This is a genomic window from Halomonas sp. hl-4 (assembly GCF_900215475.1).
GTDB lineage: Bacteria > Pseudomonadota > Gammaproteobacteria > Pseudomonadales > Halomonadaceae > Vreelandella.
Genome location: NZ_LT907845.1, coordinates 1,166,611 through 1,190,774 on the forward strand (window position 1 = coordinate 1,166,611; position 24,164 = coordinate 1,190,774).

A 24,164-nucleotide genomic window follows, 5' to 3' on the forward strand; every position below is an offset into this window, starting at 1 on the left:
TGAGGAATTCCTTGGCAGTCAACCGCGGCCCTGTCCTAGGGCGGCGACTCACTCGTCAATTAGCGCCAGCCGTTGGACTCGGGGCGATAGCTCGCGGAGCGCACGGCGATACACTTCACGCTTAAACGGTACGACTTGGCCGAGAGGATACCAGTAACTTACCCAACGCCACCCATCGAACTCGGGCTTTGGCGTTGCCGTCATGCAGATACGGCTATCCTCGCAGCGAATTTGGAGTAAAAACCACTTCTGCTTTTGACCAATACAAACCGGCCGCGAATGTGTGCGAATCATGCGTCGTGGCAGACGATAGCGCAGCCAGCCCCGGGTGCAGGCGACAATGTCAACATCATTGGCCGTCAGACCAATTTCTTCGTGAAGTTCACGAAAAAGTGCTTGTTGCGGTGTCTCGCTTGCTTTGATGCCTCCCTGGGGAAACTGCCACGCATTTTGTCCTACACGACGCGCCCATAGCAGCTGCCCCTGGCGGTTGGCGATAATGATGCCAACATTGGGGCGAAAGCCGTCAGCGTCGATCACGGACATCACCTTATAAATTTTCAGTTACCGCCATTTTTCCACAAGGACAACAAGCGTATCAATACAATATAACGTCAACTTGCTAACGCACACGATATGCCGGTGTAAAAGCACTGTTGACTCTGCGATAATCCGCGGCTTTGCGTCTGACTACAAACGACCAACATTAACCATAAGGGGAGCGCCGTGAGTTTGGCCATTTTCGATTTGGATAATACCTTGCTATCCATCGATAGCGATCACGCCTGGGGTGAGTTCTTGCTTGAGCAGGGCGCGGTAGATCCGGTCGCGTACCGGGAAGCCAATGACCGTTTTATGGCCGATTACAATGCAGGCACCCTCGATATGGCCGATTTTTTAGCCGTCGCGCTTAAGCCGCTTGCCGACAATACGCCCGAGCAGCTTGCTGCTTGGCATCAACAGTTTATGGCCAGCAAAATCGAGCCACACATTTTGCCCAAAGCCGAGGAATTGCTGGCTCGCCACCGCACACGCGGCGATACGCTACTGATCATTACGGCTACTAACCGCTTTATTACCGGGCCGATTGCCAAGCGCTTGGGCGTTGATCATTTGATTGCCGTAGAACCCGAGCGTATTGACGGCCGCTACACCGGCCAGGTGCAAGGTATTCCCAGCTACCGCGAAGGCAAAGTGACGCGTTTGCAGCAGTGGCTTGAGGAACAGGATTTAACCATGGAGGGCGCTTGGTTCTATAGCGACTCTCACAATGACCTACCGCTGCTTGAAAAGGTCGACCATCCTGTCGCCGTCGACCCCGACGACACCCTGCGCAACGTCGCCGAACAGCGCCAATGGCGCATCATGAGTCTGCGGGACTGATCCCTGCCCCGGGAGCTGGAAGAGCGGCGCTTTGCGCCTGGAAGAAGTTTGCGCCTGGAAGAAGGAAGAAGGAAGAAGGAAGAAGGAAGAAGCCAGGCTAGCTAAAGATATCGACCAAGAAAAGCCCCGCAGGCCAAAGCCTGCGGGGCTCTCTTACTTCTTACCTCTTACTTCTAATTCTCTTGCTTCTCCGATCAGCCGAGCAGGTGCTCGACCGCGGCACGCTCTTCGCGTAGTTCTTTCTCGGTGGCTTTCATTTTCTCTTGGCTGAATTCGTCAATCTCGAAGCCTTGAACGATTTCATATTTGCCACCCTGGCAACGCACTGGGTAAGAGTAAATGATGCCTTCTTCGATGCCGTAGCTGCCGTCAGACGGAATTGCCATGCTGACGATGCCTTTGGAACCCAGCGCCCAGTCGTGCATGTGGTCGATAGCGGAAGAAGCCGCAGAAGCCGCAGAAGACGCGCCGCGTGCTTTGATGATCGCCGCGCCGCGCTGTTGCACGGTAGGAATAAAGTCGTTTTCGTACCAGTCACGCTCAACCAGATCAAACGCTGCTTTGCCGTCGACTTTGCACTGGGCCAGATCCGGGTACTGGGTGGCACTGTGGTTGCCCCAGATGATCATGTTTTCAACGTCCGTGACGTGCTTGCCGGTTTTCTGAGCCAGCTGGGTCAGCGCACGGTTGTGGTCCAGGCGCGTCATGGCGGTGAACTGGCCTGCGTCCAGATCCGGCGCATTGCAGGAAGCAATCAGCGCGTTGGTGTTGGCGGGGTTACCGACCACCAGCACTTTTACGTCACGGCTGGCGTGGTCGTTCAGCGCCTTACCTTGTACGGAGAAGATCGCTGCGTTAGCTTCCAGCAGGTCTTTACGCTCCATGCCGGGGCCACGCGGACGCGCACCTACCAGCAGAGCGAAGTCGGCGTCTTTGAACGCGACATTCGGATCGTCGGTGGCAACGATGTCTTGCACCAGCGGGAAGGCGCAGTCGTTAACTTCCATTACCACGCCGTTCAGCGCGTCCATCGCCTGAGGAATTTCCAACAGCTGAAGAATGACAGGCTGATCCGGCCCCAGCATGTCGCCAGCGGCGATGCGGAAAATTAAAGAGTAGCTGATCTGACCGGCGCCGCCGGTAATCGCAATACGTACTGGATCTTTCATCATTGCTCCTTGATTGGTTCGCCTAGGGATGGTTCTCGCCTGAGGAATAGCTCAACAGAACTCAAGACGCAAAGATGGTATGCCTCGCTGGGCAAAAACTCAATCAGACATGAGACTAGTATGCATTTAGGCATTTAATACACACTCATGCAGCGGCGTGCTACTCGCTGAACAGGCTGAGTTGCGCTATGGTGTCATCGGCTTGATAACCGCCTTTCTTGTATTGCTAAGGACATGGACGCTCCCATGCGAAGAATCCCGTTTTCTTATGCCTTAGCTAGCCTATTAGTGCTGGCGCTGGTGATATGGCTCGCCTTTGGTAATTTTCAGGGCTTCCAAAGCACGCCCCCGGACACTCCCGCTGACCGCGAGGAGGGCTCGCGTGTCGAGGTAGTGGAGCAATACAGCACCGCCTTTATTCCCGAGCAAATTATCCAGGGCCAACTGACGGCTCACCGCGAAGCCACCTTACGCGCCAACATAGCGGGCTTTGTCGATGAAAAGCCGGTGGATCAGGGAAGTCGCGTTAAGACAGGCGATAGACTACTCGTGCTGGACAACGACGCACTGCCCGAGCAACTCCAACAGGCCCGGGACGAGCTAGCCGTGGCCGAAGCGGAGTATTCTGGCGCGCGCAACCTGCGCCAGCGTGAGCTCATTTCACAGCCGGAGCTATTGCGTTTGCAGAGCGCGCTTAGCGCCAACGCCGCTCAAGTCGCTCAGTTGCAGAATCAATTAGACGACAGCCGCCCCACCGCGCCTTTTGACGGTGTGCTCAACCGCGTAGAGGTGGAGCTAGGCGACCTGCTACAACCCGGCGAAGAATGGGGCCAACTGGTTGATGATCGGCGCTTGAAAGGCACCGCCTGGGTCTCTCAACAGCAGGTGGGCGATTTAAGCGAGGGCTTACCGGTCACTGCCCGGCTGCTGAACGGCGACTATTTAGAAGGCGAACTCACTTTCGTTAGCCACCGAGCCGATGAAGCCACGCGCAGTTTTTATATTGAAGCGACACTGGATAACCCGGCCGGCAAACGCCTTGCAGGAGGCAGTGCCGAGTTGACGATCACCCTACCGCCTCGCCAGGTGCATACCCTTTCCCCTGCACTGCTCAGCTTAAATAGCGAGGGCCAGTTGGCAGTCAAACACCTGGATGATAGCGACCAGGTGCAGCAGACCACGGTAGAGTTGGTCAGTGCCGATACTCAGCGCGCGCATGTGGCGGGCCTGCCCAATCCAATACGCCTGATTACGCTAGGCGCGGGCATGGTGGAGACAGGCGAAACGGTCACTCCGGTACCTTCCGAACAGGCCACCATTGCGCAACCGTCACCCGGTCAGGATAGCGTTCATGCGCCAGTTGATTAATGCGGCGCTAGCCCACACCCGCACGACAATACTGCTATTGGTGAGCCTGCTGCTGGCAGGCATCACTGCTTGGCAGATGATTCCTAAAGAAGCCAACCCCGACGTCACCATTCCAATGATTTACGTCTCGTTGTCGCTGGAGGGCGTTAGCCCCGAGGATGGTGAGCGGCTACTGATTCGCCCCATGGAGCAGGAGCTGCGTGGCATTGAAGGATTGCGCAAGTTCACCGCCCAATCCAGCGAAGGGCACGGCTCGATTACGCTCGAGTTCGACCCAGGCTTTGACCCAGACACCGCGCTCACCGACGTGCGCGACCGGGTGGATACCGCCCGCAGCGAACTGCCTGATGAGGCCGATGAGCCGCGAGTCATGGAGGTCAACGTTTCGGAGTTTCCAGTCTTGACCATCGGCCTCTCCGGGCAGTTGGACACCCGCGAACGCATGACCATTGCCCGGCGCCTGCAAGAGGAGATCGAAGGCATTGCCGATGTGCTGGAAGTCGACATCGCCGGTGAGCGTGAAGATCTGCTGGAAATTGTCGTGGATCCGCTGGTGCTTGAGAGTTACGGCGTCGATTTTGACGCGCTGTTTAACCAGGTATCACGCAATAACCGCCTAGTGGCAGCCGGCAGTTTGGATACCGGCGCGGGGCGCCTGGCGTTGAAAGTCCCCGGCATTATTGCGTCGCTTGACGATGTCATGAATATGCCGGTCAAAGTCGAGGACGATCAAGTCGTCACCTTTGGCGATGTCGCTTGGATTAATCCCACCTACAAAGATCCCGAGGGCTTTGCCCGCATCGATGATCAACCCGCCGTGGTGCTTGAGGTTTCCAAACGCGCTGGGGCTAATATCATCGCCACCATTAATGCAGTGCGTGAGCGCTTGGCCGAAGCAGATGATTTGCTGCCTGAGCAGTTGCGCTTCACCACCATTCTGGATGAGTCGACCACCGTTGAGAATATGCTCTCCGAGCTGCTCAACAACGTGTTGACTGCCGTGGTGCTGGTGCTGATTGTCGTGGTCGCCGCAATGGGCTGGCGAATGGCGCTATTAGTGGGTTTGACCATTCCTGGGGCGTTTTTAACCGGTATCCTACTGGTATGGGCGTTTGGTTTTACGCTCAATATCGTGGTGCTGTTTGCGCTAATTTTGGTGGCGGGTATGTTGGTCGACGGCGCCATCGTGGTCAGCGAGCTTGCCGACCGCCATTTGCGGGATGGCCAAGCGCCCCATCAGGCGTGGCTAAACGCCGCCTCACGCATGAGTTGGCCGGTAATTGCCTCAACCGCCACCACACTTGCAGTATTTATTCCGCTACTGTTCTGGCCCGGTGTGGTCGGTCAGTTTATGAAGTACCTGCCCGCTACCGTTATTTTGTGCCTACTAGCGTCGCTGGCCATGGCGCTGGTGTTTTTACCCACCCTTGGCCGTTTGTTTACCCGCACTGCCGTTCCTGATGCAGATAACAACAATAAAGATGATGCGACGTCATTCGGGCGCGGCTATCGCCACTTGCTGGCCAGGCTGCTCATGCACCCGGCCTGGGTCCTGCTGGTCACCGTGTTGTTGATGGCACTTTTATATACCGGCTATGCGCGCTTCAACCACGGCGTCGACTTCTTCCCTAACGTGGAACCCGACAGCGCCCAGGTACTGGTGCGCGCCCGAGGTGATTTCTCCGCCGCAGAAACCGATGCCATCGTGAAGCGGGTGGAAGCCAGATTATCCGGCATGAGCGAAGTCAGAGCGCTGTATGCGCGCTCCTTTGCGGTGCCCAACGAGCAGATGGGCAGCGACGTCATTGGCATGCTGCAGTTTCAATTTATCGACTGGCATGAGCGCCGCCCTGCCCAGGCTATTTTGGACGATATGGCCGAGCGCGCAGGGGACCTTCCCGGCATTACGTTGGAATTTCAGGAGCAGGAAATGGGCCCCGGCGGCGGCAAGCCTATTGTGCTAGAGGTCAGCGCCACCAATCCCGACGTCGCTGATGCGGGGGTTAACCAGCTAATACAATTAATGGATGAGTTGGGTGGCTTTGAAGACATACAGGATAACCGCAGTCTGCCGGGCGTAGAGTGGCAGGTAAACGTGGACCGTGAAGCCGCGGCGCGTATGGGCACGGATGTGACGACGATTGGTAGCGCCGTCCAGCTGCTTACCACCGGCCTTCAGGTGGCGAGCTACCGGCCACCCGAAGTGAGCGACGAAGTGGATATTCGTGTACGTCTGCCACAAAACTGGCGCTCGCTGGATCAATTAGAGCGATTAACGATCAACACCCAGCGCGGCCAGGTGCCTATTTCACACTTTGTAACCCTGGAGCCAGCGCCTAAAGTCGGCACCCTCAACCGCATTGACGGCCGCCGCGCGATTACCGTTGATGCCGACCTTGCCCCTGACTACCTAGCCGATGAGCGCCTGAACGCCCTATTGGATGCTAGCAGCGACAGCTTGCCCGAGGGCTTGATGGTCAATGTCGCTGGCGAACAACAGGATCAGCAGGAATCAATGCAGTTCCTGGTCAGCGCGTTCTTGATTGCTATTGGCTTGATGGCGCTGATTCTGGTGACTCAGTTCAATAGCTTTTACCAGGCTGGGCTGGTGCTTTCGGCCATTGTCTTCTCTACCGCGGGCGTACTGATGGGCCTGCTGATTACCGGCCAGGCGTTTGGCATTGTGATGGTAGGCATGGGCGTGATTGCCCTAGCGGGTATCGTGGTCAACAACAATATCGTCTTGATCGATACCTATAACGAGCTGCGTGGCAACGGCTTATCGCCCAGTGAGGCCGCGTTGGAAGCGGGTTGTTTGCGGCTGCGCCCGGTACTGTTAACGGCGATCACCACGGTACTGGGATTAATGCCGATGGTGCTGGGCATCAATGTTGATTTGTTTACGCCTGCGTTGGGCTTTAATGCCCCCTCTGCCCAATGGTGGACGCAGATGTCTAGCGCTATCGCAGGTGGGCTCACCTTCGCCACCGTGCTAACGTTGTTGCTCACCCCCTGTATGCTGGTGATCGGCGGCAAACGGCGTTAAAAGCCAGAAGCCCGATACGTCGGGCGATCAGACTGTCTACAGAGGATAATCTTTAGCGAACTGATCTTGCCTAATCGCGCAATAAATTGCGCTCTAACAAAACCGGTGCTCGCACCCAGCTCAGTAAGAGCCCGATTTGTCGGGCGATAGCTGATTGGTTAGGCAGGCGCTTGGGAGGTTTCAGGGTTGTGCGCGGCATGCAGGCGGGCGATGAGCTGGTCTTCCAAGGCAAAACGCTCGGTTAACCCGCGAGCCAAGCGATCAATCCAGGCAGGTAAGCGGGCAACATTCTGCTCGCAACTGGAGGTAGAAGCAAAGTCGGTATCAAACTCAAGCACCATTTCCGTGGACATTTCCAGCCGCTCAAGTAGCTTGCCTGCAATGTTCAGGGCGCTTTCATCGTTAAAGGCGTGCGCTTCCTCGGCCAGTTGGGGGTATATTTCAAAATGCCCCGCGCTAATGTAATCCATTAGCGATTCACTGAAATGGTCAATACGTGATTTGTTGACGCTTTCAAGTTCCGCGTCACAGGCCTCTTTTAGCTCGATAAAACTTACCAGCAAATCGCGCCGTTGTTCCAACCAGCGATCAATAAGGGTGTGTACACCCCCCCAGCGCTCCTGGGCATTTTTACAATCTTCGAGCATGCGGCTCTCCTTGCTTGTCGCCACCGTTAACAACGCTAGACTCGCTTTTCCACTCTGCGCTGTCAATCCTCACCAGGATGGTTTCCTTAATCCTGTGATTAAGGCTATTAGCTGAATAGCATGGCACGCTGTCGGGCGAGCACGATCATACGCAGCGGTATGAGCAATAGCACAGCAAAACCGATCAATGTCCAAGCAGGCAACGATAGTCCCAGTAGGGTAAAGTCGATCTCGGCGCACTCTCCCGAGCCAGTCAGCACCATGGCGACCACATCCTGCATGGGCAAAATATCCATCATGTAATCAAGACCAGGGCCACACGTGGGCACTTCATCAGCGGGCAGCGATTGAAGCCAAATATGGCGGCCCGCAATAAAGGCCCCCGTACCCGCCGACAGCAAGCCAAGAATGCCGTATATGACCTTACCCACTCGCCCTGGGTTATGCACTGCTGCGATGAGCAACACCACGCCTGTCGCGATCACCGCTACGCGCTGAAACACGCAAAGCGGACACGGCTCGAACCCGCCGATATGCTCAAGTCCGAGCGCGACCGCCATCATAAAGATACAAAAAACGACACCCAACAGCGCCGCTGGACGGATGGACGGTGTTTTCATCATTTCTTCTCCGCTCGCAGTGCCGATAGCGCGCGCGATTCTCGGGCATGGGCAAAGTAATCGCGTAAAAAATCATCGAAGCTTACTTGATCATCGGCTTCGATATCGCGCTGTTGCTGGTGGGATGTATCAATCAACTGGGCTAGCAGCGCTTCTCGAGAACGCTGCATAGGCTTAGCTTTCAGTTCACTCGCTTGTGCTTGAGCAAGCTGTAACAAGGTATCGCTAAGCGAACCATTGCCCGCTTGTAGCTGCGCCAGTAGCCGCGCCGAGGGGGTCAGCGATGGATCATTTAGGCGCGGCGTTAACGCTTCTAATGCCGCCGCATGGGGAGTGCCCGTTTCTACTGCATCCAACAGCCGTGCGACTTCCGCCATTTCGGTAAAAATCTGTTCACCCCAGCCGCGCACTGAGGTCGATTCGCCGTCGCGAACTAGCGTCAATGCCGGGTCACGCCCACGCTCCACTACAAAACGACGGTTGTCGTCCAGACGATCACACTCTTCGTCTGATATCCATGGACTCTCACTTAGCAAACACCACATCAAGAAGGTATCGACAAAGCGCATTTGCGTTTCATCAATGCCTAGAGGGTCAAAGGGATTCAAATCCAGGCAGCGCACTTCGATGTATTCGACACCCCGAGCCTCAAGCGCCTGACTGGGCGTTTCGTTGTGCTTGGCCACCCGCTTGGGGCGAATATCGCTGTAGTACTCGTTCTCGATTTGCAGAATGTTGGCATTGAGCTGTTGCCACTCGCCATCCACATTCACCCCCAGCTTTTGATAATCCGGCCAGGGCGAGGAAATCGCGTGCCGCAGGGTATTCACATAGTTGGACAGCGAGTTGAAGCAAATTTTCAACTGCGACTGTACCTTGTTTTGATAACCCAGGTCCGACATGCGCAGCGTGGTGGCATAAGGGGCGTAGTAGGTGTCGTCGCTTAACGGCTTAAGCTTCTCGGGCACCTTGCCATCGGGCAGAAAGCTTTTGTCTATTGCTGGCGAGGCGCCAAAAAGATACAGCAGCAGCCAGCTGTGGCGCCGGAAATGACGGATCATGCCGAAGTAGCGAGTGGAACGGTAATCGTTGAAAGGCACGTCCGTCGCTTGCTCCAATTCACGCAGCGCATGCCACATATCGTCCGGCAGGGAAACGTTGTAATGCACCCCGGCGATGGCTTGCATAATACGCCCATAGCGCACGTCTAACCCTTTGCGATAAACGTGCTTCATGGTGCCAACATTCGAGTCGCCGTAATCGGCGATGGGCACGCTGTCGTTGCCCGATAGCCGCGACGGCATACTCCCCGGCCAGATCCACTCGTCGGCCAGGTGCTGATAGGTAAAGCTATGCAGGTCCGATAAAAAGCACAATGCCTCGCCCGGGTCTGAGTACACCGGCGTGATGTACTCAAGCAACGCCTCGGAATAGTCGGTGGTAATGTGCGGATGGGTCAACTTTGAGCCCAACGCATAGGGATGCGGGGTTTGCGCAATGTGGCCATTTGCATCGACCCGCAGGCCTTCTTTTTCCAACCCGCGGCGCAGCCGGCCGAGACGGCCCTGCCGGGCGCTGGGTAGCAAGCGATCGACCGTAGCCGTTAGTGAAGGTGGCACAGTGAGTGGTTCAGGCAAGGTGAACACTCCTTGTCAATAAGGCCCGTGCACGCACGGGCCTTGGTGGAATCGGGTGGCATCGCCAGCGGCTACCCATCGAGAATAGACAGCAGGATATGGCGGCAGCCGTTCAACTTTCAAGATGCGCGACTATTTGTCCTGCTTGGCCTTAAGCAACGCCGCCCCCAGCGCACCCACTGCTGCGGGCGGTTCACTGGACTTGGCGGCCTGGCGTCTAGCGTTCTGCCCCTGGCGGCGCGATGGCTTGCGCGGTTCATTCTCGCCTGCCTGGGAAGCACCCTGTTGCTCACGCTCCGGCTCATCGTCCAAGCGCATGGAGAGCCCTACCCGCTTACGCGGAATATCCACGCTCATGACCTTGACGGTGACGATATCGCCGGCCTTGACCACGCTGCGTGGATCATCGATGAAACGATCGGAAAGCGCCGAAATGTGCACCAGGCCATCCTGATGAACGCCGATGTCCACAAAGGCGCCGAAGTGAGTAACATTGGTCACCGTGCCTTCAAGCACCATCGAAAGCTTAAGGTCTTGAAGCGTTTCGACCCCTTCACGAAACTCAGCGGCTTTGAACTCAGGGCGCGGGTCGCGGCCGGGCTTATCCAGCTCGTTAAGAATGTCGCTCACTGTAGGCACACCAAAGCGCTCATCGGCGAAGTCGCCGGGCTTTAGTGTTTTGAGCGTTGCGCTGTCGCCAATCAGCCCTTTGACATCGCGACCGCTTTGCTTGGCCATACGCTCGACCACCACATAGGCTTCGGGGTGGACGGCACTGGCGTCCAGCGGATTGTCGGCGTTGCTGATACGTAAGAAGCCAGCACACTGCTCAAAGGTTTTGGGCCCCAGGCGGCTGACTTCCAAAAGTTCTTTACGACTTTTGAAGGCACCTTGAAGGTTACGCTGAGCGACAACGTTCTCAGCAATGGCAGTACTTAGCCCGGCCACCCGGGACAGTAGCGCGCTTGACGCGGTGTTTAAATCCACCCCTACCCCGTTAACGCAATCCTCAATGACTGCCTCCAGGCTGCGCGATAGCTGCACCTGAGAGACATCATGCTGGTACTGACCCACGCCAATCGATTTGGGTTCGATTTTGACCAGCTCCGCCAACGGGTCCTGCAAACGGCGGGCAATCGACACCGCACCACGTACCGTGACGTCGAGGTCAGGCAGCTCTTTCGACGCGTATTCCGAGGCGGAGTAAACCGAGGCGCCTGCCTCGCTCACCATGACCTTGCTCAGGCGATAGTCGGGCGCAAGCGCTTTCAGTAGCTCCCCGGCCAGCTTGTCGGTTTCCCGGCTGGCGGTGCCATTCCCTACGGCAATCAACTGCACACCGTGCTGCTTCACAAGCTTGGCCAATACGCCGAGCGCGTCATCCCAACGGTTCTGCGGCGCATGGGGATAAATCGTCGCTTGGTCGATAAATTGTCCGGTGGCGTCGACCACGGCCACTTTACAGCCGGTACGCAGGCCGGGGTCGATGGCCAGCGTCACTTTTTGCCCTGCCGGTGCGGCCAGCAGCAAATCTTTTAGATTGGCAGCGAATACTTCAATCGCAGTGAGTTCGGCCTGTTCGCGCAGACGCCCGAGCAGCTCGGTCTCAAGCGCCGTGTAGAGCTTGACGCGCCACGTCCAGCGCACCACTTCGGCCAACCACTTATCCGCCGCGCGGCCTTGATCACTGATACCGAACTGCTTGGCTATGGTTACCTGAGCAGGGTGAACAGGGGCTTCCTCTTCACCGGGCAGGCGAATCGCCAGGCTCAAGACGCCTTCATTGCGACCACGGAACATGGCAAGTGCGCGGTGAGATGGCACCTTGGCAAGTTTTTCATCGTGCTCGAAATAATCGGAAAACTTAGCGCCCTCATGCTGTTTACCGTCCAGCACGCGGGCGCTTAATTCGCCTTCCTGCCACAGCCGCTCGCGAAGCTGGCCGATCAGGTCAGGGTCTTCGGCAAAGCGCTCCATCAAAATCTGCTTGGCGCCATCCAAGGCCGCTTTAGCATCGTCAATGGCGGGAATGTCGCCCTCTGCAGGGCGCAAATAATTGTCAGCCTCGCTTTCGGGATTAAGCGTGGGGTCGGCAAGCAGCGCATCGGCCAGCGGCTCTAGCCCCGCTTCGCGAGCAATTTGTGCTTTGGTGCGACGTTTTTTCTTGAACGGCAGGTACAAATCTTCCAGCCGCTGCTTGGTCTCCGCAGCGTCAATGCTTGCTTTCAGCGGACCATCCAGTTTGCCCTGCTCGTCAATGGCGGCAAGTACTGCGGCACGGCGCTCTTCCAGCTCCCGCAGGTAGCGCAGGCGCTCATCTAGCTGACGCAGTTGAATATCGTCCAGCGCGCCGGTGACTTCTTTACGGTAGCGGGCAATAAACGGCACGGTGGCGCCACCATCCAGCAGTTCCACCGTGGCTGACACTTGCTCGGGGCGAACGCTTAGCTCAGCAGCTAAACGGGCAATAATACGCTGATTGACATCCATAAATGACCAATAAACTCATGCAGCACTGTTAAGTGCCCACAAGGTACCATAATCCCATCACGGCTGGCATGGCTTGCTAGCGTCGCCAGCCTTGGTCATCCCAAAAAAACGGCCCTCTGGCCGTTTCTGCCTGAATCTTCCATTGTGCTAATACGTTCACCGCACTCAACCTCACCTATCGTTGACGGTTTTGAAGAGCATATTATTGAAGGGTTTAGATTGTGACGGCGGCAATAGCCGTCGGCGGTATTTAAGCAGGCACAAACCTTAACGCCACACCATTATTACACCAGCGAAGCCCGGTTGGCTCGGGGCCATCTTCAAACACGTGGCCTTGATGGCCACCACAACGGGCGCAGTGGTATTCAGTGCGCGGCCATACCAGCTTAAAATCGAGCTCGGAGAGTAAGTGTCCTTCCACATGCTCAAAAAAGCTCGGCCAGCCGGTACCTGAATCGAACTTCATCTCGCTGGTAAACAGTAATAAATCACAGCCGGCGCATCGATACTCTCCCTCACCCCACTCTTTGTCTAAAGGGCTTGAAAAGGCAGGCTCCGTGCCATGGTCACGGAGAACATCATAGGCCTCGTCGGACAGTCGTTCACGCCACTCGTCTTCACTGAGCTCAAGCGGTTCGATATCAGGGGCCGCCTCTAGGTCGAGTCTTGGAAAACCAAACGATATACCTGGGATGGCCCCTGCTAGCCCAGTGAATCCAGCAAGGCCAATAAAGTGACGACGTTTCATGAGGTAACTCCCATAACGGCCAGAAGACGGGCTAAAAAAAGGGGCAACGCCGTAGCGATACCCCTTCAGACACCTTAGTGGTGCTAACGTTCTAGACCTTACAGGCTGGTTCCATGATTAAGTCAACTGCGGCCCTGCCTGAATAATCGCTGGATTCACGCCTTCAAATTTCTTGAAGTTATCAACAAACTTGGTCACCAGCTCCTGCAAGTGGTGATCATAAGCAGCGCGGTCTTCCCACGTTTCACGCGGATCAAGCAGGCTTGAATCGACACCAGGTACTGCCACCGGCACCTCTAGGTTCAGCCCATCGATGAGCTTGGTTTGCACATCGCGCAGCACGCCGGACTGAATGGCGCTGATAATCGCGCGGGTCGTCGGGATAGAAAAGCGAGAACCGCCTTCACCAAAGGCACCGCCAGTCCAGCCAGTATTGACCAGATAGACCTGAGCGTCTTTTTTCTCGACGCGCTTGATCAGCAGGTCAGCATATTCACGCGCCGGACGCGGGAAGAACGGAGCACCGAAGCAGGTAGAGAATGTTGCCGCCAGCCCTTCCGAAGAGCCCATTTCAGTGGAGCCGACCTTTGCGGTATAGCCCGATAAGAAGTGGTAGGCGGCGGCTTCCTTTGAGAGCACCGAGACCGGCGGCAATACGCCGGACATATCACAGGTCAAGAAGACGATGGCGTTCGGCTCCCCGGCCAAATTTTCCGGCACGCGCTTTTCGACGTGCTCTAGCGGGTAAGCGGCGCGTGAGTTTTGCGTCAGGCTATCGTCGGCGTAATCCGGCTCGCGACGATCGTCCAGCACCACGTTTTCCAGTACGGTGCCAAACTTGATGGCATTCCAAATCACCGGCTCGTTCTTCTCGGACAGGTCGATACACTTGGCATAGCAACCACCTTCCATGTTGAACACAGTACCGTCGCCCCAGCCGTGCTCGTCGTCACCAATCAAGTAACGGGCCGGATCAGCAGAAAGCGTTGTTTTACCGGTACCGGAGAGACCGAAGAACAGGCAGGTTTCGCCGTCTTCGCCGACGTTGGCGGAGCAGTGCATGGGTAGTACGTCAGCGTCGGGCAAGAGGAAGTTCTGCACCGAGAACATGGCTTTTTTCATTTCACCGGCATAGCGCATACCAGCGATCAGCACTTTTTTCTCGGCGAAGTTAATAATCACACAACCGTCGGAGGGCGTGCCGTCGCGGCTGGGATCACAAACAAAATCGGCCGCGTTGAGAATCGTCCACTCGTCTTTAACAGCAGGATTAAACACCTGAGGACGCACAAACATAGTGCGTCCGAAGAGATTTTGCCATGCGGTTTCGGTGCTTACCCGCACCGGCAGGTAATGCACATCGTCGCTGCCCACGTGCAGCTCAGAAACAAAATGTTCACCCGCACCCAGATAATCTTCAACCCGTGACCACAGGGCCGAGAACTTACCCGCATCAAAAGGCCGGTTAACGCTCCCCCAATCAATGCTGTCACGCGTAGAGGGTTCATCAACGATAAAGCGATCTTTCGGTGAACGGCCGGTACGAACGCCCGTGTTCACTACCAGGGCACCGTTAGCAGACAGGCGGCCTTCGCCACGTGCCACGGCGCGCTCGATCAATTCGGCGCTGCTGAGGTTAACATGGGCTTGATGAGCGGCTTGAGTCGTGGTCATGTCGATTCCTGGGCCTTGCGGCCGATTTTCTCGTTTACCGGGCGTCACCGACGCCTTTCAAAAGTTCATCCCGGCACATGGCTGGGCGCTTAAGTCCGGCGCATTATGGCAAAAAGAAAGCCCCCGGAAAACGGGGGCTGAAAGCAAATATATTGTAGTTAAACTACAACATTGGCACCATATTTTGTGTTGCGCTGCAGTAAATTTTCAAACAGACGTTTGGCAAGATCGCCCAAGTCACTGGTATGGCTAGCGCCCATGAGGGGCGTTTTAAACACAAGCGTTAAGCGCCCCGACTACAAAATCAATGGATAGTCGGTGACGGCGCGTCAGGGTTATCCAATAAACTTTCAATTTCCGCCGCCGTGTAGTGATATTTCGTGTGGCAAAAGTGGCATTGGGTGTTGATTTCGCCTTGTTCGCGCACAATATCACGCAGTTCCGTGTCTCCCAGCGTCAGTAACCCATAGCTCATCCGCTCGCGGGAGCAGGTACAGCCAAAGCGTAGCGCTTTGGGCTCAAACACCCGAACGGTTTCCTCATGGTAGAGGCGATAAAGCACTTCGCGTTGTTCAAGGCCCAGCAGCTCTTCTGTCTTGATGGTGTCAGCAAGGTGTACACTGCGTTCCCAAGCATCTACATCCTGGTGTTGCGAGTCGTCAGGCAGACGTTGCAAGAGTAAGCCCCCTGCCCGCTCACCGTCTGCGGCAAGCCAAAGCCGCGTGGGCAACTGTTCGGACTGGCTAAAATAAGCCTCCAGACAGCCGCTCAGCGTATCGTGATCAAGCGCGACAATCCCCTGGTAGCGATTCCCCTCATTAGGATCGAGGGTAATCAAGATTTGGCCATCGCCGACCAATTCGCGAAAGCTGGCCTGCTCGCTGGGTAAATCGCTACTTTCGGCAATCCGGGCAACCGCCCGCAGCTCACCACCGGGATTGGATTCGGCCATCATCAGCGACAGTACACCCTGGCCGCGCACTTCCATGCTCATGGTGCCATCCAGCTTGACCGTATCGGTAAGCAGCGCCACAGCCGCCAATAATTCACCTAGCAGTCGGTTGACCGCTGGGGGATAGGCGTGGCGGTCCAGTACTTCATGATAGGCGTTGGACAGCGTTACGATTTCGCCGCGCACATTGGTATGGTCAAACAGAAAACGTTGGATTTGATCAGACATAAGAAAACCGTTGGGGAAAATAAAAAGGGATAGCCGAGCGGGAAGCTCACTCCCCCTGCTGGCGCTGAAAACGGTGTATATCGCGACGCTGCTTTTTGTCAGGCCGCTTAAGCGGGTGCTGCATGACTTCGTTGGTTAACCGGCGTGCTTCAGCCTCGCGGGCGCGGCGCTCAACGCTTTCCTGAGTTTCGGCGTAAAGCTTCCGGGCTTCGGGCGCGCCCTTCCGCTGGCCTGACAGGGCAGTAACTTCTACCTCAAGCACGTCCCAGCCTTGAGGCACTTTGATCAGTGCGCCCAGCTCGACGTTTTTGCTGGTTTTGGCGCGGGCGCCATCGTAGTGCACTTTGCCACCTTCAATAGCTTTTTTAGCCAGAGCGCGCGTCTTAAAAAACCGCGCAGCCCACAGCCATTTATCCAAGCGAACACTGTCGCTCATTATCGCTCTCCTTACTGCTCAGGTACGTGGCAGCAGTTGGGCAAACCGGTCCAGGGCGTCAAACTCCTCAAGCGCCTTCTCTGGCCGTTGGCTATCCGGCTGTTTGATGCCGAGCAAATACTGAATGCCAAAGGTGCGAGCACTGGCGAGAACATGAGGATTATCGTCAATAAATAACGTACGGGCTGGATCAAAAGGTTCAAGCGCTTGCAAAGCTGACCAAAACGCTTGCTCTTCCTTTGCCGCACCAACATCTTCTGATGAAATGATGGCATCCAGGTAGTTTTCCAACCCCGTCAGCGGAAGTTTCAGCGCCAGACTGGCGCGGTCGGCATTAGTTGCCAGCACCACACGGGGATGGGCCTGCTTCAGCCAGGTTAGAAAATCCAGCGCGTCGCCGCGCAGGCCGATCAAGTGCTGCACTTCGCGCTTGAGTGCGACAATATCGACGCCGAGCTCGCGGCTCCAATAAGCTAAGCTGTACCAGTTGAGTGTGCCTTGCTCACCGATGATGCGGGCACGCAAGGTCTCTTGAGATGCCTCATCTAACTGATGGAGCTCAGCGTAGCGACGCGGCAAATGCTCCAGCCAAAAATGGCTATCGAAGTGCAAATCCAACAAGGTACCGTCCATGTCTAATAATACGGTATCAATCTCACTCCACTCGATCATTACCGCTCCCATCGCGAATGCTATAAGCGTGCTATTGTAGCCTAACCCCCGTTTACCAGCCATGGAGGCAGCATGTCCCGCTACGATTCAACCAACGACCGCTCCGCATCGGGCTACCCTCAAAAACCCCGTATCCTGGCGCGCAACACCGTAGCGCAGAGCCGTTTGTTTCATGTCGAAGCACTCGACCTGCGTTTTTCCAACGGAGAAGAGCGTCAGTTCGAACGCTTGACCGGCGCGGACAGAGGCGCGGTGATGATTGTCGCCATGCCCGACCCGGAGCATGTGCTGCTAATTCGCGAATACGCGGCGGGGTTTGAAGATTATGTACTCACCCTGCCCAAGGGATTGGTGGACCCCGGCGAAGATATCATCACCGCCGCCAATCGAGAGTTAATGGAAGAATGCGGCGTTGGCGCGCATCACCTTGAGCCGCTAACGGAGCTCTCTCTGGCGCCCAATTATATGCGCCACCGTATGCAGGTGCTCATGGCAACCGACCTCTACCCCAAGCGCCTGCCAGGCGATGAACCCGAGCCCTTGATTGTCGAAACCCATGCGCTAGAAGAGCTACCCGCCTTGTTGCTGCGAGAAGATTTTCATGAGGCACGGGCGATCGCCGCGCTGTATATTGCCCGCGATAAATTACGCGAAGAGAAGCGCAATAACGCGACGGATTTGCTGTAACAGGGACGGCCAGCGGTCATCCCTATCTGTCAGCGTGGCGTTACAGATGATTTTTCAACGATATCCAACGCCGCTGGCGGTGGCTATCAAGCCCCGCCTCCAGCAATGCCATACTGCGTAGCGCATCGTCGATACCCACCGGGAGCGGTGCTCCATCGCGAATTGCACTGGCAATAGCCTGGTAATAAGCCAGGTAATCGCCAGGCTGGGTGGGGAGCTCACGGCGCACCAGTGGGGCGTCTTCCCCCTCGCCTTCCCGCAGTGTCAACACACCGTGCTGACTGTCTTCGCCCCACAGAGGCGTCGGCGACTCACCGGCTTTTAAACGATCTTCCTGAGGGTCTAAGCCATATTTAACGAAGCTGCCCTGGGTGCCATGAATCCGAAAACGCGGCGTCGGCTCAGCGACCAAGGTGCCGGCCGCAAGCGTAACGCGAAATCCGTCGTACTCGAGCAGGGCAAGAAAATCATCGTCTGCCTTAGCGCCCTCACGTAACGCGCCTAGCTCCAGCAAAATGGCATGGGGCATGCCAAACAGCTCGCAGGCCTGGTCCAGCAAATGCGGGCCCAGGTCGTACCAAATACCCCCGCCTGGTGTGGCTTTCTCGCGCCAGCGGTCGCGCACTTCCGGCCGAAAGCGATCAAAATGAGATTCGAACCCGGTCACGCGGCCCAATGTACCCGCCTCAAGCAGCGCTTTGATGGTTAAAAAATCGCTGTCCCAACGACGATTATGAAATACCGAGACCATCCGCTCTTTATCTGTCGCTAAGGCCTTTAGCTGTTTGGCTTCGGAAAGCGTCACGGTAAACGGCTTATCGACCACCACATGCTTGCCAGCGGATAGTGCCGCCTTGGCAAGTGGAAAGTGCGTATCGTTGGGCGTGGGTATCACGACCAGATCGATATCCTTGCGCTCGCACAGCGCAAGCGCCTTGCTTTCAACGTCAACCTCGGGCAAATCGGCATGTACTTTGGCCGCATCACTGGAGGACACGGCCACAAGATCCAGCCCTTGCGTGGCCCGAATAAGCGGCATATGAAACGTCTTGCTGGCAAAACCGTAACCCACCAAGCCCACATTAATAATTGCCTTCATTGCATTCCTTACTGGTCAATCCAAGCGGTTAACGATTGTGGCATGAGCCATGCGCGCAAACTAGATGCTGAAGCGATACCATCAAGGCATAAAATATCTTCATCTACTACCGAAGCGAGCCATGCTGTGAGTATCAATGCGCGTGAATTTTATCGTAATGGACCGTCTCACCGTGAACAGCGTGCCAGCAGTTTTGGGCTAATTCGACGGCAGTTTGATTTTCGCTCTATCGAGATTGGTCGCTGGGTGACAAGCGTCGAACGGGACCGTGCAGCGGAGCTATTTCACGATGCGCTGTGCGATTTAATGTTGATCCTTCAAGGGCCTGAAGCACTGATTTCGCTGCGCGGCTCGCTGGCATTGCAATATGGGTGCGGGGGCAGGCCGGGCGTGTCTGCACACTACGACCCTAACCAGCGCAGTTTTGCACTAGCTAAAAATGCCGGCCCCGGGAGTATCGCTCACGAATGGTTCCATGCCTTCGACCACTACATCACCAGTAAATGTTTTCGTGCGGCACCTAACCGTTCCTTTGCTTCTGTTGCCTGGCTGGCTGATGCTGCGCCTATATCTCACCCGCTTAACGATCGTTTGAGACAATGCTTTCAAGCCATTCTGTTGCAGCCGGAGGGCGACCAGCCAAGCGAACTGTTTAGGTACTCGGCCCAGGTGGATAAACAACTTGGCCAACTCTATTACAGCCAGCCTGAAGAGCTATGCGCGCGGGCGTTTGAGGCCTTTGTTCAAGACGCCACGGTTACTAACCACTTCTTGGTAAAAGGCACTAAAGCCTCGCCTGAAGCTGAGCGCGGACTTTACCCCCAAGGCGAACAACGCCAGCGGATTAACGACCTATTTGGCAAGTATTTTGCCGCGCTGGGCAAGGCACTGGAGAATGAAGGCCAAGCGAATACCCCAATGACTCACGCTTAAAGCCCCTGAGCGCCGCGGCGCAACCAATTATGCACGAAAGCCAGTTTATGGCGGGCATGCTGCGAAAGCACGAACGGGTACACATCCGCTAAGCCCATGGAGCGATTTATATGGTTAACGCCCACGGTGAGCGAGGCCGCAATATGGATCAGTTGGTCGGCATCTGGCTCTGAATAAGGGTCCCACCCAGGGCTGGGTATTTGCGGCGATGACAGACCAGTGGCGACAAAGCTGTCGGCAATATCGGTCAGATGCAGCAGATGGGCTGCCGTTTCCGCCCAGTCTTCATGGGGATGCGCGGATGCGTAACTTGTCAGGTAGTGCTGCTTCCATTCCGGCGGCGGGCCATTTTCGTAGTGGTAACGAAGCGCTGCCTGATAATCAATCCGCTCATCGCCGAACATGGCGCGGAAGGCATCCAGAAAATCTTCACGAAGGCTCAACCGCCACCACAGCATGTGGGCAATTTCATGGCGCATGTGGCCTATCATGGTGCGATACGGTTCTTCTAACGCCTCTCGACGCGTGGCAACCAACACCGGATCCACCTCCGCCACGCTAATCGTCACGATGCCTTCAGCATGCCCCATGGGGACCGGGGTAGGGCCTTCCGCCAGCAGATGAAATACGGGCCGTGCCCCAGGGTCCTCTGGCCGGAACCAATGCCAGCGACCGAGGTTATCTAGCGCCCAGCGCTTGGCCGCTTCAGTCTTCGCCCAGTTGGGGATAGCGTCAGGAATGGAAGGGTCAGGCGCCAGCGCCGTCATGGCACAGGAACGACAAAAAGCACCTTGTTCTGGCGCTATCCAGTTGCATCCAATTCTTTCCCTGTTAGCACAAAAGGGGGGCATTGGCACAAAAGCACGCGCCTGGGGATCGTAAGCGACGGGGGTGCCGTCTGCGGTATTGAGATTGTCGAACCAGAGATTACCCGTGCCGACCGGATTGGCAAAAACACGCATGAGGAGACACCTCCAAAAAAAACGTTAATAACCATCTTGCGCGCCCAGACCGCTCTCCCACAAGTGACAGCATATAAATAGCGACTTAGACACCTAAATGCCGCCAGTTGATACGCTGCTAAGCATCGTTAATGTGAAAACGTTTGCGATCGTAACACCTAGGCTGCAGTCAAACAGTTCATTCAAGCCGGGTCACTGGCTGGCGATCAGGATCGGCATACCACGGCAGGCTAAGGCGTGTGTTGCGCTCTAGTTCGGCAATCACCTGGGCACCCAGTAATAAAATAATGGCGCCAACTTCCAGGCTAAGTAGCACAATAACCAACGTCGCCAGGGAGCCATACACGGCGTTGACAAATGACAGATGGGTAAAATAGTAGACCAGCAGTAGCCGCACACCTTCCCATAGCAGTGCCGCCACGAACCCACCTACTACAGCCCGTCGCAACGCGATTTTCACCACCGGAAGCACTTTGTAGATGGCACTGAACAACAGAAATACCCCGACGAAACTGATCAGGTTAAGTACCGGTTCGGAAAACCGCGCCAGCGGCAGCTCCCGCTCAAAGATGGCCAGCACTAGTGAATTGAGTGAGCTGGCCAGAGTAACGACAAGTGTCAATGCCATTAGTCCCGCTCCCAACACCAACATAAAGGCGTAAGGCAGCATCACGGATACCCAGGCGCTGCGCCTAATATGCGGGGTCTCTGGCGCATGGAAGATAATCGCCAAGGCATCTTCGAGCATACGAAAGGCGAACGAGCTGAAGAGCAACATGACTGGAAAAACAAAGATACCGATCACATCGCGGGAATCCAGCAAGCCTCGGACAGCTTCAAGCAGCACTTCAGCATGCGCTGGCGTCAGGTGGCGCGCTTGTACGGCCAACACATTAAGCAAGTGCTGCTCATCCACTACTTGCGTCAACATAACGACTAGCAAAGCAAAGAGCGGCACGATGGAAAGCAAAATATTGTAGCCCACCCCGCCAGCCAGCAGAATGCCGCGGTTCTTGAGAAAGTTGCATAGCACTCGCCATGCAAAGTGGATCAGCCTGGGCAGCAGAAGGACGATGGCACTGAGGAATACGCGATATCGAACCATGGTTGGCCACTCTCCTTGTAAGCTCAGGCTATGATACGCCTATGACGCTGCCCATTTACAAGAATGACCGATAATTAACAGTTCGAGTGTTAGATGACAACCACGGCAAGGAAAAAAACCAGAACACCAAAAACAAAAAAGCCGCTGAAATCAGCGGCTTAATCTATATTCTTGGCGGAGGGGGAGGGATTCGAACCCTCGAAGCCTTTCGACTTACACACTTTCCAGGCGTGCTCCTTCGACCACTCGGACACCCCTCCGCGTTGTTTGCTCTTTTGAGACCGGCGTGGCCTTTCCCAGCAGAACGGCGCACATTTTATGGGCTAAGCTGCGAAATAGCAAGCCGTTTTCGGATCAGGCCCCCGGGAGGACCGCATAACTGCCAGTAGCATGCAGACACAGCGTGTCGCCGCAATACAGCTTTTGATCTAGCGCAATACGCCCCTTCCCACGCTCCCGTAGCGCTGCGTCGAGCAAGTCCGGCCCCTTGGGATCGCACGGCATGCATATCAAGCGGTAATCACCTGTCACCGGCGCATGAAAACGTTGACTGGCCTCTGCCACCACTACGTCGCGTGCCAGCCCGCGTTCACGCAGCCACAACGTTACCCAGCACCAGCCCTGCAGCGTGGTTTGCGCGGTTAGCGCACCGCCAAAGCCCGTGCCCTTGTCATTAAGGTTCGGCTCAAGCGCCAACTGCCAGGCAAGGGAATCGCTCTGACGAGCCATGTGAGTGATCCCCAGAGCACCAACCATGGGAATTGCCTCGCCCAACCATCGCTGAAAGGCCACCAGATCATCCGGGCCTTCGGGTAACGGTAAGCGCGGGTGCGGCACTCCGGCTTGACGGCTGGCTGCCATGGCTATCCCCAGCGTTCTACAAAATCAGTAACGTGATGCTGCGGTAGCGGCTTGTGTCGACCTCCTGGCGTGCCGAGGTAGATAAAGGCAACCACTTCGTCGTCTTCCTCTAGGCTCAGTCCTTTACGCACCACTGGGTCAAAGGCGTACTTACCGCTGCGCCACATAGCACCCAGCCCGAGCGCGTGGGCGGCTAACAGAATACCGTGGGCCGCACAGCCAGCAGAAATCACCTGCTCCATTTTGGGGACTTTGGCAATATCCGGCGTTACGCTGGCGATAACCGCAATCACCATGGGCGCACGCAGGGGTTTCTTACGCGCCGAATCAAGCGCCGCGTCATCGGCATGGGGATCTTCTTGAAACTCGGCCTCGGCAAATAACTCACCCAAGCGCTCGCGACCTTCACCACTAAACTCAATAAACCGCCAGGGACGCAGCTCTTTATGGTCGGGTGCGCGCAGCGCGGCCTGATAGATCGCGCTAAGCTGCTCGGCGCTAGGGGCAGGCTCGGTCAACTTGCCCATGGAGCTACGTTCGTGCAGTAGCGTAAGTGCGTCCATGATGACTCCCATCTAATCAATGGTGTGAGCGCTAGGTTAGCGCAATCATTTACTGCCTTGCTAGGCGCAGCGGGCTAGGCGGCGCAAGCCCCGGGGTGGCCCGCCAAGGGCTGATATCCAACCCGCCGCGACGCACATAGCGCGCCAGCACCAACAGTTCACTGGGTTGGGCGTGGTGCATTAAGTCGGTAAAGATATGTTCGACACAATGCTCATGAAAATCCTGATGCTGACGGTAGCCGATCAAATAACGCAACAGCCCCTCGCGCTCCAGCTTAGGGCCTTTATAGCGAATCATCACGCTGCCCCAATCGGGCTGGCCCGTCACTGGACAGTTGGACTTTAATAGATGCGAGTAAAGCGTCTCTTCAACGACCTGCGCGCTAACCGCCAGATGCTCGGCACTGGGGGTGTAATCGTTGACGTCGATATCCAGCGCATCCAGACATTCCCCTGGCAAGCATTTAGGTGCCAGGGCATCTGCGTCTACGTCGAAAAGCGCAACGCTAACGGGCGCACCTGCCGCACCCGCTAAATCTTGCGCTAACGTATTAATGACCTCATCTCGGTCGGCAAAGCGGGTTTGGTTGAAGCTGTTGAGGTAAAGCTTCCATGATTTTGACTCAATCAAGTTGGGTGAGTCGGCAGGTAAACGAAAGCGAGCCACCGCCACAATGGGTTTGCCGCGCCCATTCAACCAAGAGACCTCAAAAGCGTGCCATTCATCTTCACCGACAAACGGCAGGCTGCCCTCAACAATGCCTAGCGGGGCACGGTTCGCCGTGCGTGAAATGGGATAGAGAAGCCCAGGGTCGTAAGCGTCTGGATAAGCAGATTCACGTCCCAGCGGCGCGTGCGCAAGAGTATCGGGTCGATGCGACATG

General features: G+C 56.1%; 22 protein-coding genes and 1 tRNA gene. 5 read left to right on the forward strand and 18 right to left on the reverse strand.

The genetic code is table 11. From position 1 onward, the window contains the following. Positions 1 to 48: 48 nt before the first annotated feature. Entirely contained in the window at positions 49 to 540 is a 492-nt protein-coding gene (locus CPH17_RS05695) for an RNA pyrophosphohydrolase (RefSeq protein WP_074396870.1), read from the reverse strand. A gap of 186 nt (positions 541 to 726) precedes the next feature. Here CPH17_RS05695 and CPH17_RS05700 point away from each other — a divergent pair, with 186 nt between their 5' ends. Next, positions 727 to 1,383: an HAD family hydrolase gene (locus tag CPH17_RS05700; protein WP_074396871.1), complete on the forward strand. Its 657-nt coding sequence runs from the start codon at positions 727 to 729 to the stop codon at positions 1,381 to 1,383. Positions 1,384 to 1,577: 194 nt separating this feature from the next. On the opposite strand, the gene CPH17_RS05705 is transcribed toward CPH17_RS05700, so the two are convergent. Then, the gene (locus CPH17_RS05705) at positions 1,578 to 2,552 is read right to left on the reverse strand and encodes a malate dehydrogenase (protein ID WP_008957639.1); all 975 of its coding nucleotides are present in this window, start codon (positions 2,550 to 2,552) and stop codon (positions 1,578 to 1,580) included. 246 nt (positions 2,553 to 2,798) lie between these two features. On the opposite strand from CPH17_RS05705, the gene CPH17_RS05710 reads away from it, so the two are divergent. Then, on the forward strand, positions 2,799 to 3,920 hold the full coding sequence (locus CPH17_RS05710; RefSeq protein ID WP_096298554.1) for an efflux RND transporter periplasmic adaptor subunit: 1,122 nt from the start codon (positions 2,799 to 2,801) through the stop codon (positions 3,918 to 3,920). Then, positions 3,904 to 6,966 carry an efflux RND transporter permease subunit gene (locus CPH17_RS05715; RefSeq protein ID WP_096298556.1) on the forward strand — a complete coding sequence of 1,021 codons (3,063 nt, stop codon included), beginning with the start codon at positions 3,904 to 3,906 and terminating at the stop codon, positions 6,964 to 6,966. The genes CPH17_RS05710 and CPH17_RS05715 overlap by 17 nt, the downstream gene beginning before the upstream one ends. Before the next feature lie 158 nt (positions 6,967 to 7,124). On the opposite strand, the gene CPH17_RS05720 is transcribed toward CPH17_RS05715, so the two are convergent. The 9 genes from CPH17_RS05720 to yrfG all read right to left on the reverse strand — a co-directional run bounded on the left by CPH17_RS05720 (position 7,125) and on the right by yrfG (position 17,070). Beyond that, positions 7,125 to 7,613, reverse strand: coding sequence for an Rsd/AlgQ family anti-sigma factor (locus tag CPH17_RS05720; protein ID WP_074396875.1), 489 nt, complete (start codon positions 7,611 to 7,613; stop codon positions 7,125 to 7,127). Between the two features lie 107 nt (positions 7,614 to 7,720). Further along, a complete protein-coding gene (locus CPH17_RS05725) occupies positions 7,721 to 8,233 on the reverse strand; it encodes a disulfide bond formation protein B (RefSeq protein WP_074396876.1) in 513 nt (170 codons plus the stop codon). Next, on the reverse strand, positions 8,233 to 9,870 hold the full coding sequence (gshA, locus tag CPH17_RS05730) for a glutamate--cysteine ligase (protein ID WP_096298558.1): 1,638 nt from the start codon (positions 9,868 to 9,870) through the stop codon (positions 8,233 to 8,235). The genes CPH17_RS05725 and gshA overlap by 1 nt, the downstream gene beginning before the upstream one ends. A 132-nt stretch (positions 9,871 to 10,002) precedes the next feature. After that, positions 10,003 to 12,360 carry a Tex family protein gene (locus CPH17_RS05735; RefSeq protein WP_074396878.1) on the reverse strand — a complete coding sequence of 786 codons (2,358 nt, stop codon included), beginning with the start codon at positions 12,358 to 12,360 and terminating at the stop codon, positions 10,003 to 10,005. A 250-nt stretch (positions 12,361 to 12,610) separates the two neighbouring features. Then, positions 12,611 to 13,108: a peptide-methionine (R)-S-oxide reductase MsrB gene (msrB, locus tag CPH17_RS05740; RefSeq protein WP_074396879.1), complete on the reverse strand. Its 498-nt coding sequence runs from the start codon at positions 13,106 to 13,108 to the stop codon at positions 12,611 to 12,613. A gap of 117 nt (positions 13,109 to 13,225) precedes the next feature. Continuing rightward, positions 13,226 to 14,782, reverse strand: coding sequence for a phosphoenolpyruvate carboxykinase (locus CPH17_RS05745; RefSeq protein ID WP_074396880.1), 1,557 nt, complete (start codon positions 14,780 to 14,782; stop codon positions 13,226 to 13,228). A gap of 304 nt (positions 14,783 to 15,086) precedes the next feature. Beyond that, positions 15,087 to 15,962, reverse strand: coding sequence for an Hsp33 family molecular chaperone HslO (hslO, locus tag CPH17_RS05750; protein ID WP_074396881.1), 876 nt, complete (start codon positions 15,960 to 15,962; stop codon positions 15,087 to 15,089). 46 nt (positions 15,963 to 16,008) lie between these two features. After that, on the reverse strand, positions 16,009 to 16,398 hold the full coding sequence (hslR, locus tag CPH17_RS05755) for a ribosome-associated heat shock protein Hsp15 (protein WP_074396882.1): 390 nt from the start codon (positions 16,396 to 16,398) through the stop codon (positions 16,009 to 16,011). An 18-nt stretch (positions 16,399 to 16,416) separates the two neighbouring features. Next, entirely contained in the window at positions 16,417 to 17,070 is a 654-nt protein-coding gene (yrfG, locus tag CPH17_RS05760) for a GMP/IMP nucleotidase (RefSeq protein WP_074396883.1), read from the reverse strand. Positions 17,071 to 17,142: 72 nt separating this feature from the next. Between yrfG and nudE the strand changes: the two genes are divergently transcribed. Then, a complete protein-coding gene (gene nudE, locus CPH17_RS05765) occupies positions 17,143 to 17,757 on the forward strand; it encodes an ADP compounds hydrolase NudE (protein WP_074396884.1) in 615 nt (204 codons plus the stop codon). Positions 17,758 to 17,797: 40 nt separating this feature from the next. Here nudE and CPH17_RS05770 read toward each other — a convergent pair whose 3' ends face one another. Further along, positions 17,798 to 18,856, reverse strand: a complete 1,059-nt coding sequence (locus CPH17_RS05770; protein ID WP_074396885.1) for an oxidoreductase — start codon at positions 18,854 to 18,856, stop codon at positions 17,798 to 17,800. Positions 18,857 to 18,982: 126 nt separating this feature from the next. Here CPH17_RS05770 and CPH17_RS05775 point away from each other — a divergent pair, with 126 nt between their 5' ends. Beyond that, a complete protein-coding gene (locus CPH17_RS05775) occupies positions 18,983 to 19,789 on the forward strand; it encodes a CLCA_X family protein (protein ID WP_074396886.1) in 807 nt (268 codons plus the stop codon). On the opposite strand, the gene CPH17_RS05780 is transcribed toward CPH17_RS05775, so the two are convergent. The 6 genes from CPH17_RS05780 to queF form a co-directional block, all read right to left on the reverse strand. After that, entirely contained in the window at positions 19,786 to 20,751 is a 966-nt protein-coding gene (locus CPH17_RS05780; RefSeq protein ID WP_074396887.1) for a zinc-binding metallopeptidase family protein, read from the reverse strand. The two genes, CPH17_RS05775 and CPH17_RS05780, sit on opposite strands and share 4 nt — an antisense overlap. Positions 20,752 to 20,929: 178 nt before the next feature. Then, the gene (locus CPH17_RS05785) at positions 20,930 to 21,856 is read right to left on the reverse strand and encodes a YihY/virulence factor BrkB family protein (RefSeq protein ID WP_074396888.1); all 927 of its coding nucleotides are present in this window, start codon (positions 21,854 to 21,856) and stop codon (positions 20,930 to 20,932) included. Positions 21,857 to 22,028: 172 nt separating this feature from the next. Beyond that, a tRNA-Ser gene (locus CPH17_RS05790) sits at positions 22,029 to 22,116 on the reverse strand. A 94-nt stretch (positions 22,117 to 22,210) separates the two neighbouring features. Next, positions 22,211 to 22,717, reverse strand: a complete 507-nt coding sequence (locus CPH17_RS05795) for a YiiD C-terminal domain-containing protein (RefSeq protein ID WP_096298560.1) — start codon at positions 22,715 to 22,717, stop codon at positions 22,211 to 22,213. 2 nt (positions 22,718 to 22,719) lie between these two features. Further along, positions 22,720 to 23,280, reverse strand: a complete 561-nt coding sequence (locus CPH17_RS05800) for an NAD(P)H nitroreductase (protein WP_096298562.1) — start codon at positions 23,278 to 23,280, stop codon at positions 22,720 to 22,722. A gap of 49 nt (positions 23,281 to 23,329) precedes the next feature. Continuing rightward, positions 23,330 to 24,163 carry an NADPH-dependent 7-cyano-7-deazaguanine reductase QueF gene (gene queF, locus CPH17_RS05805; protein ID WP_096298564.1) on the reverse strand — a complete coding sequence of 278 codons (834 nt, stop codon included), beginning with the start codon at positions 24,161 to 24,163 and terminating at the stop codon, positions 23,330 to 23,332. Between the last annotated feature and the right edge of the window lies 1 nt (position 24,164).

Excerpts from the sequence above, each read along its gene's own strand:
- msrB (WP_074396879.1), bottom strand. The coding sequence starts at position 13,108 with ATGAAACGTCGTCACTTTATTGGCCTTGCTGGATTCACTGGGCTAGCA.
- CPH17_RS05770 (WP_074396885.1), bottom strand. The coding sequence starts at position 18,856 with ATGAAGGCAATTATTAATGTGGGCTTGGTGGGTTACGGTTTTGCCAGC.
- CPH17_RS05735 (WP_074396878.1), bottom strand. The coding sequence starts at position 12,360 with ATGGATGTCAATCAGCGTATTATTGCCCGTTTAGCTGCTGAGCTAAGC.
- queF (WP_096298564.1), bottom strand. The coding sequence starts at position 24,163 with ATGTCGCATCGACCCGATACTCTTGCGCACGCGCCGCTGGGACGTGAA.
- hslO (WP_074396881.1), bottom strand. The coding sequence starts at position 15,962 with ATGTCTGATCAAATCCAACGTTTTCTGTTTGACCATACCAATGTGCGC.
- CPH17_RS05800 (WP_096298562.1), bottom strand. The coding sequence starts at position 23,280 with ATGGACGCACTTACGCTACTGCACGAACGTAGCTCCATGGGCAAGTTG.
- CPH17_RS05780 (WP_074396887.1), bottom strand. The coding sequence starts at position 20,751 with ATGCGTGTTTTTGCCAATCCGGTCGGCACGGGTAATCTCTGGTTCGAC.
- CPH17_RS05785 (WP_074396888.1), bottom strand. The coding sequence starts at position 21,856 with ATGGTTCGATATCGCGTATTCCTCAGTGCCATCGTCCTTCTGCTGCCC.
- nudE (WP_074396884.1), top strand. The coding sequence starts at position 17,143 with ATGTCCCGCTACGATTCAACCAACGACCGCTCCGCATCGGGCTACCCT.
- CPH17_RS05795 (WP_096298560.1), bottom strand. The coding sequence starts at position 22,717 with ATGGCAGCCAGCCGTCAAGCCGGAGTGCCGCACCCGCGCTTACCGTTA.
- hslR (WP_074396882.1), bottom strand. The coding sequence starts at position 16,398 with ATGAGCGACAGTGTTCGCTTGGATAAATGGCTGTGGGCTGCGCGGTTT.
- CPH17_RS05715 (WP_096298556.1), top strand. The coding sequence starts at position 3,904 with ATGCGCCAGTTGATTAATGCGGCGCTAGCCCACACCCGCACGACAATA.
- CPH17_RS05705 (WP_008957639.1), bottom strand. The coding sequence starts at position 2,552 with ATGAAAGATCCAGTACGTATTGCGATTACCGGCGGCGCCGGTCAGATC.
- CPH17_RS05710 (WP_096298554.1), top strand. The coding sequence starts at position 2,799 with ATGCGAAGAATCCCGTTTTCTTATGCCTTAGCTAGCCTATTAGTGCTG.
- yrfG (WP_074396883.1), bottom strand. The coding sequence starts at position 17,070 with ATGATCGAGTGGAGTGAGATTGATACCGTATTATTAGACATGGACGGT.
- CPH17_RS05720 (WP_074396875.1), bottom strand. The coding sequence starts at position 7,613 with ATGCTCGAAGATTGTAAAAATGCCCAGGAGCGCTGGGGGGGTGTACAC.
- CPH17_RS05745 (WP_074396880.1), bottom strand. The coding sequence starts at position 14,782 with ATGACCACGACTCAAGCCGCTCATCAAGCCCATGTTAACCTCAGCAGC.
- CPH17_RS05725 (WP_074396876.1), bottom strand. The coding sequence starts at position 8,233 with ATGAAAACACCGTCCATCCGTCCAGCGGCGCTGTTGGGTGTCGTTTTT.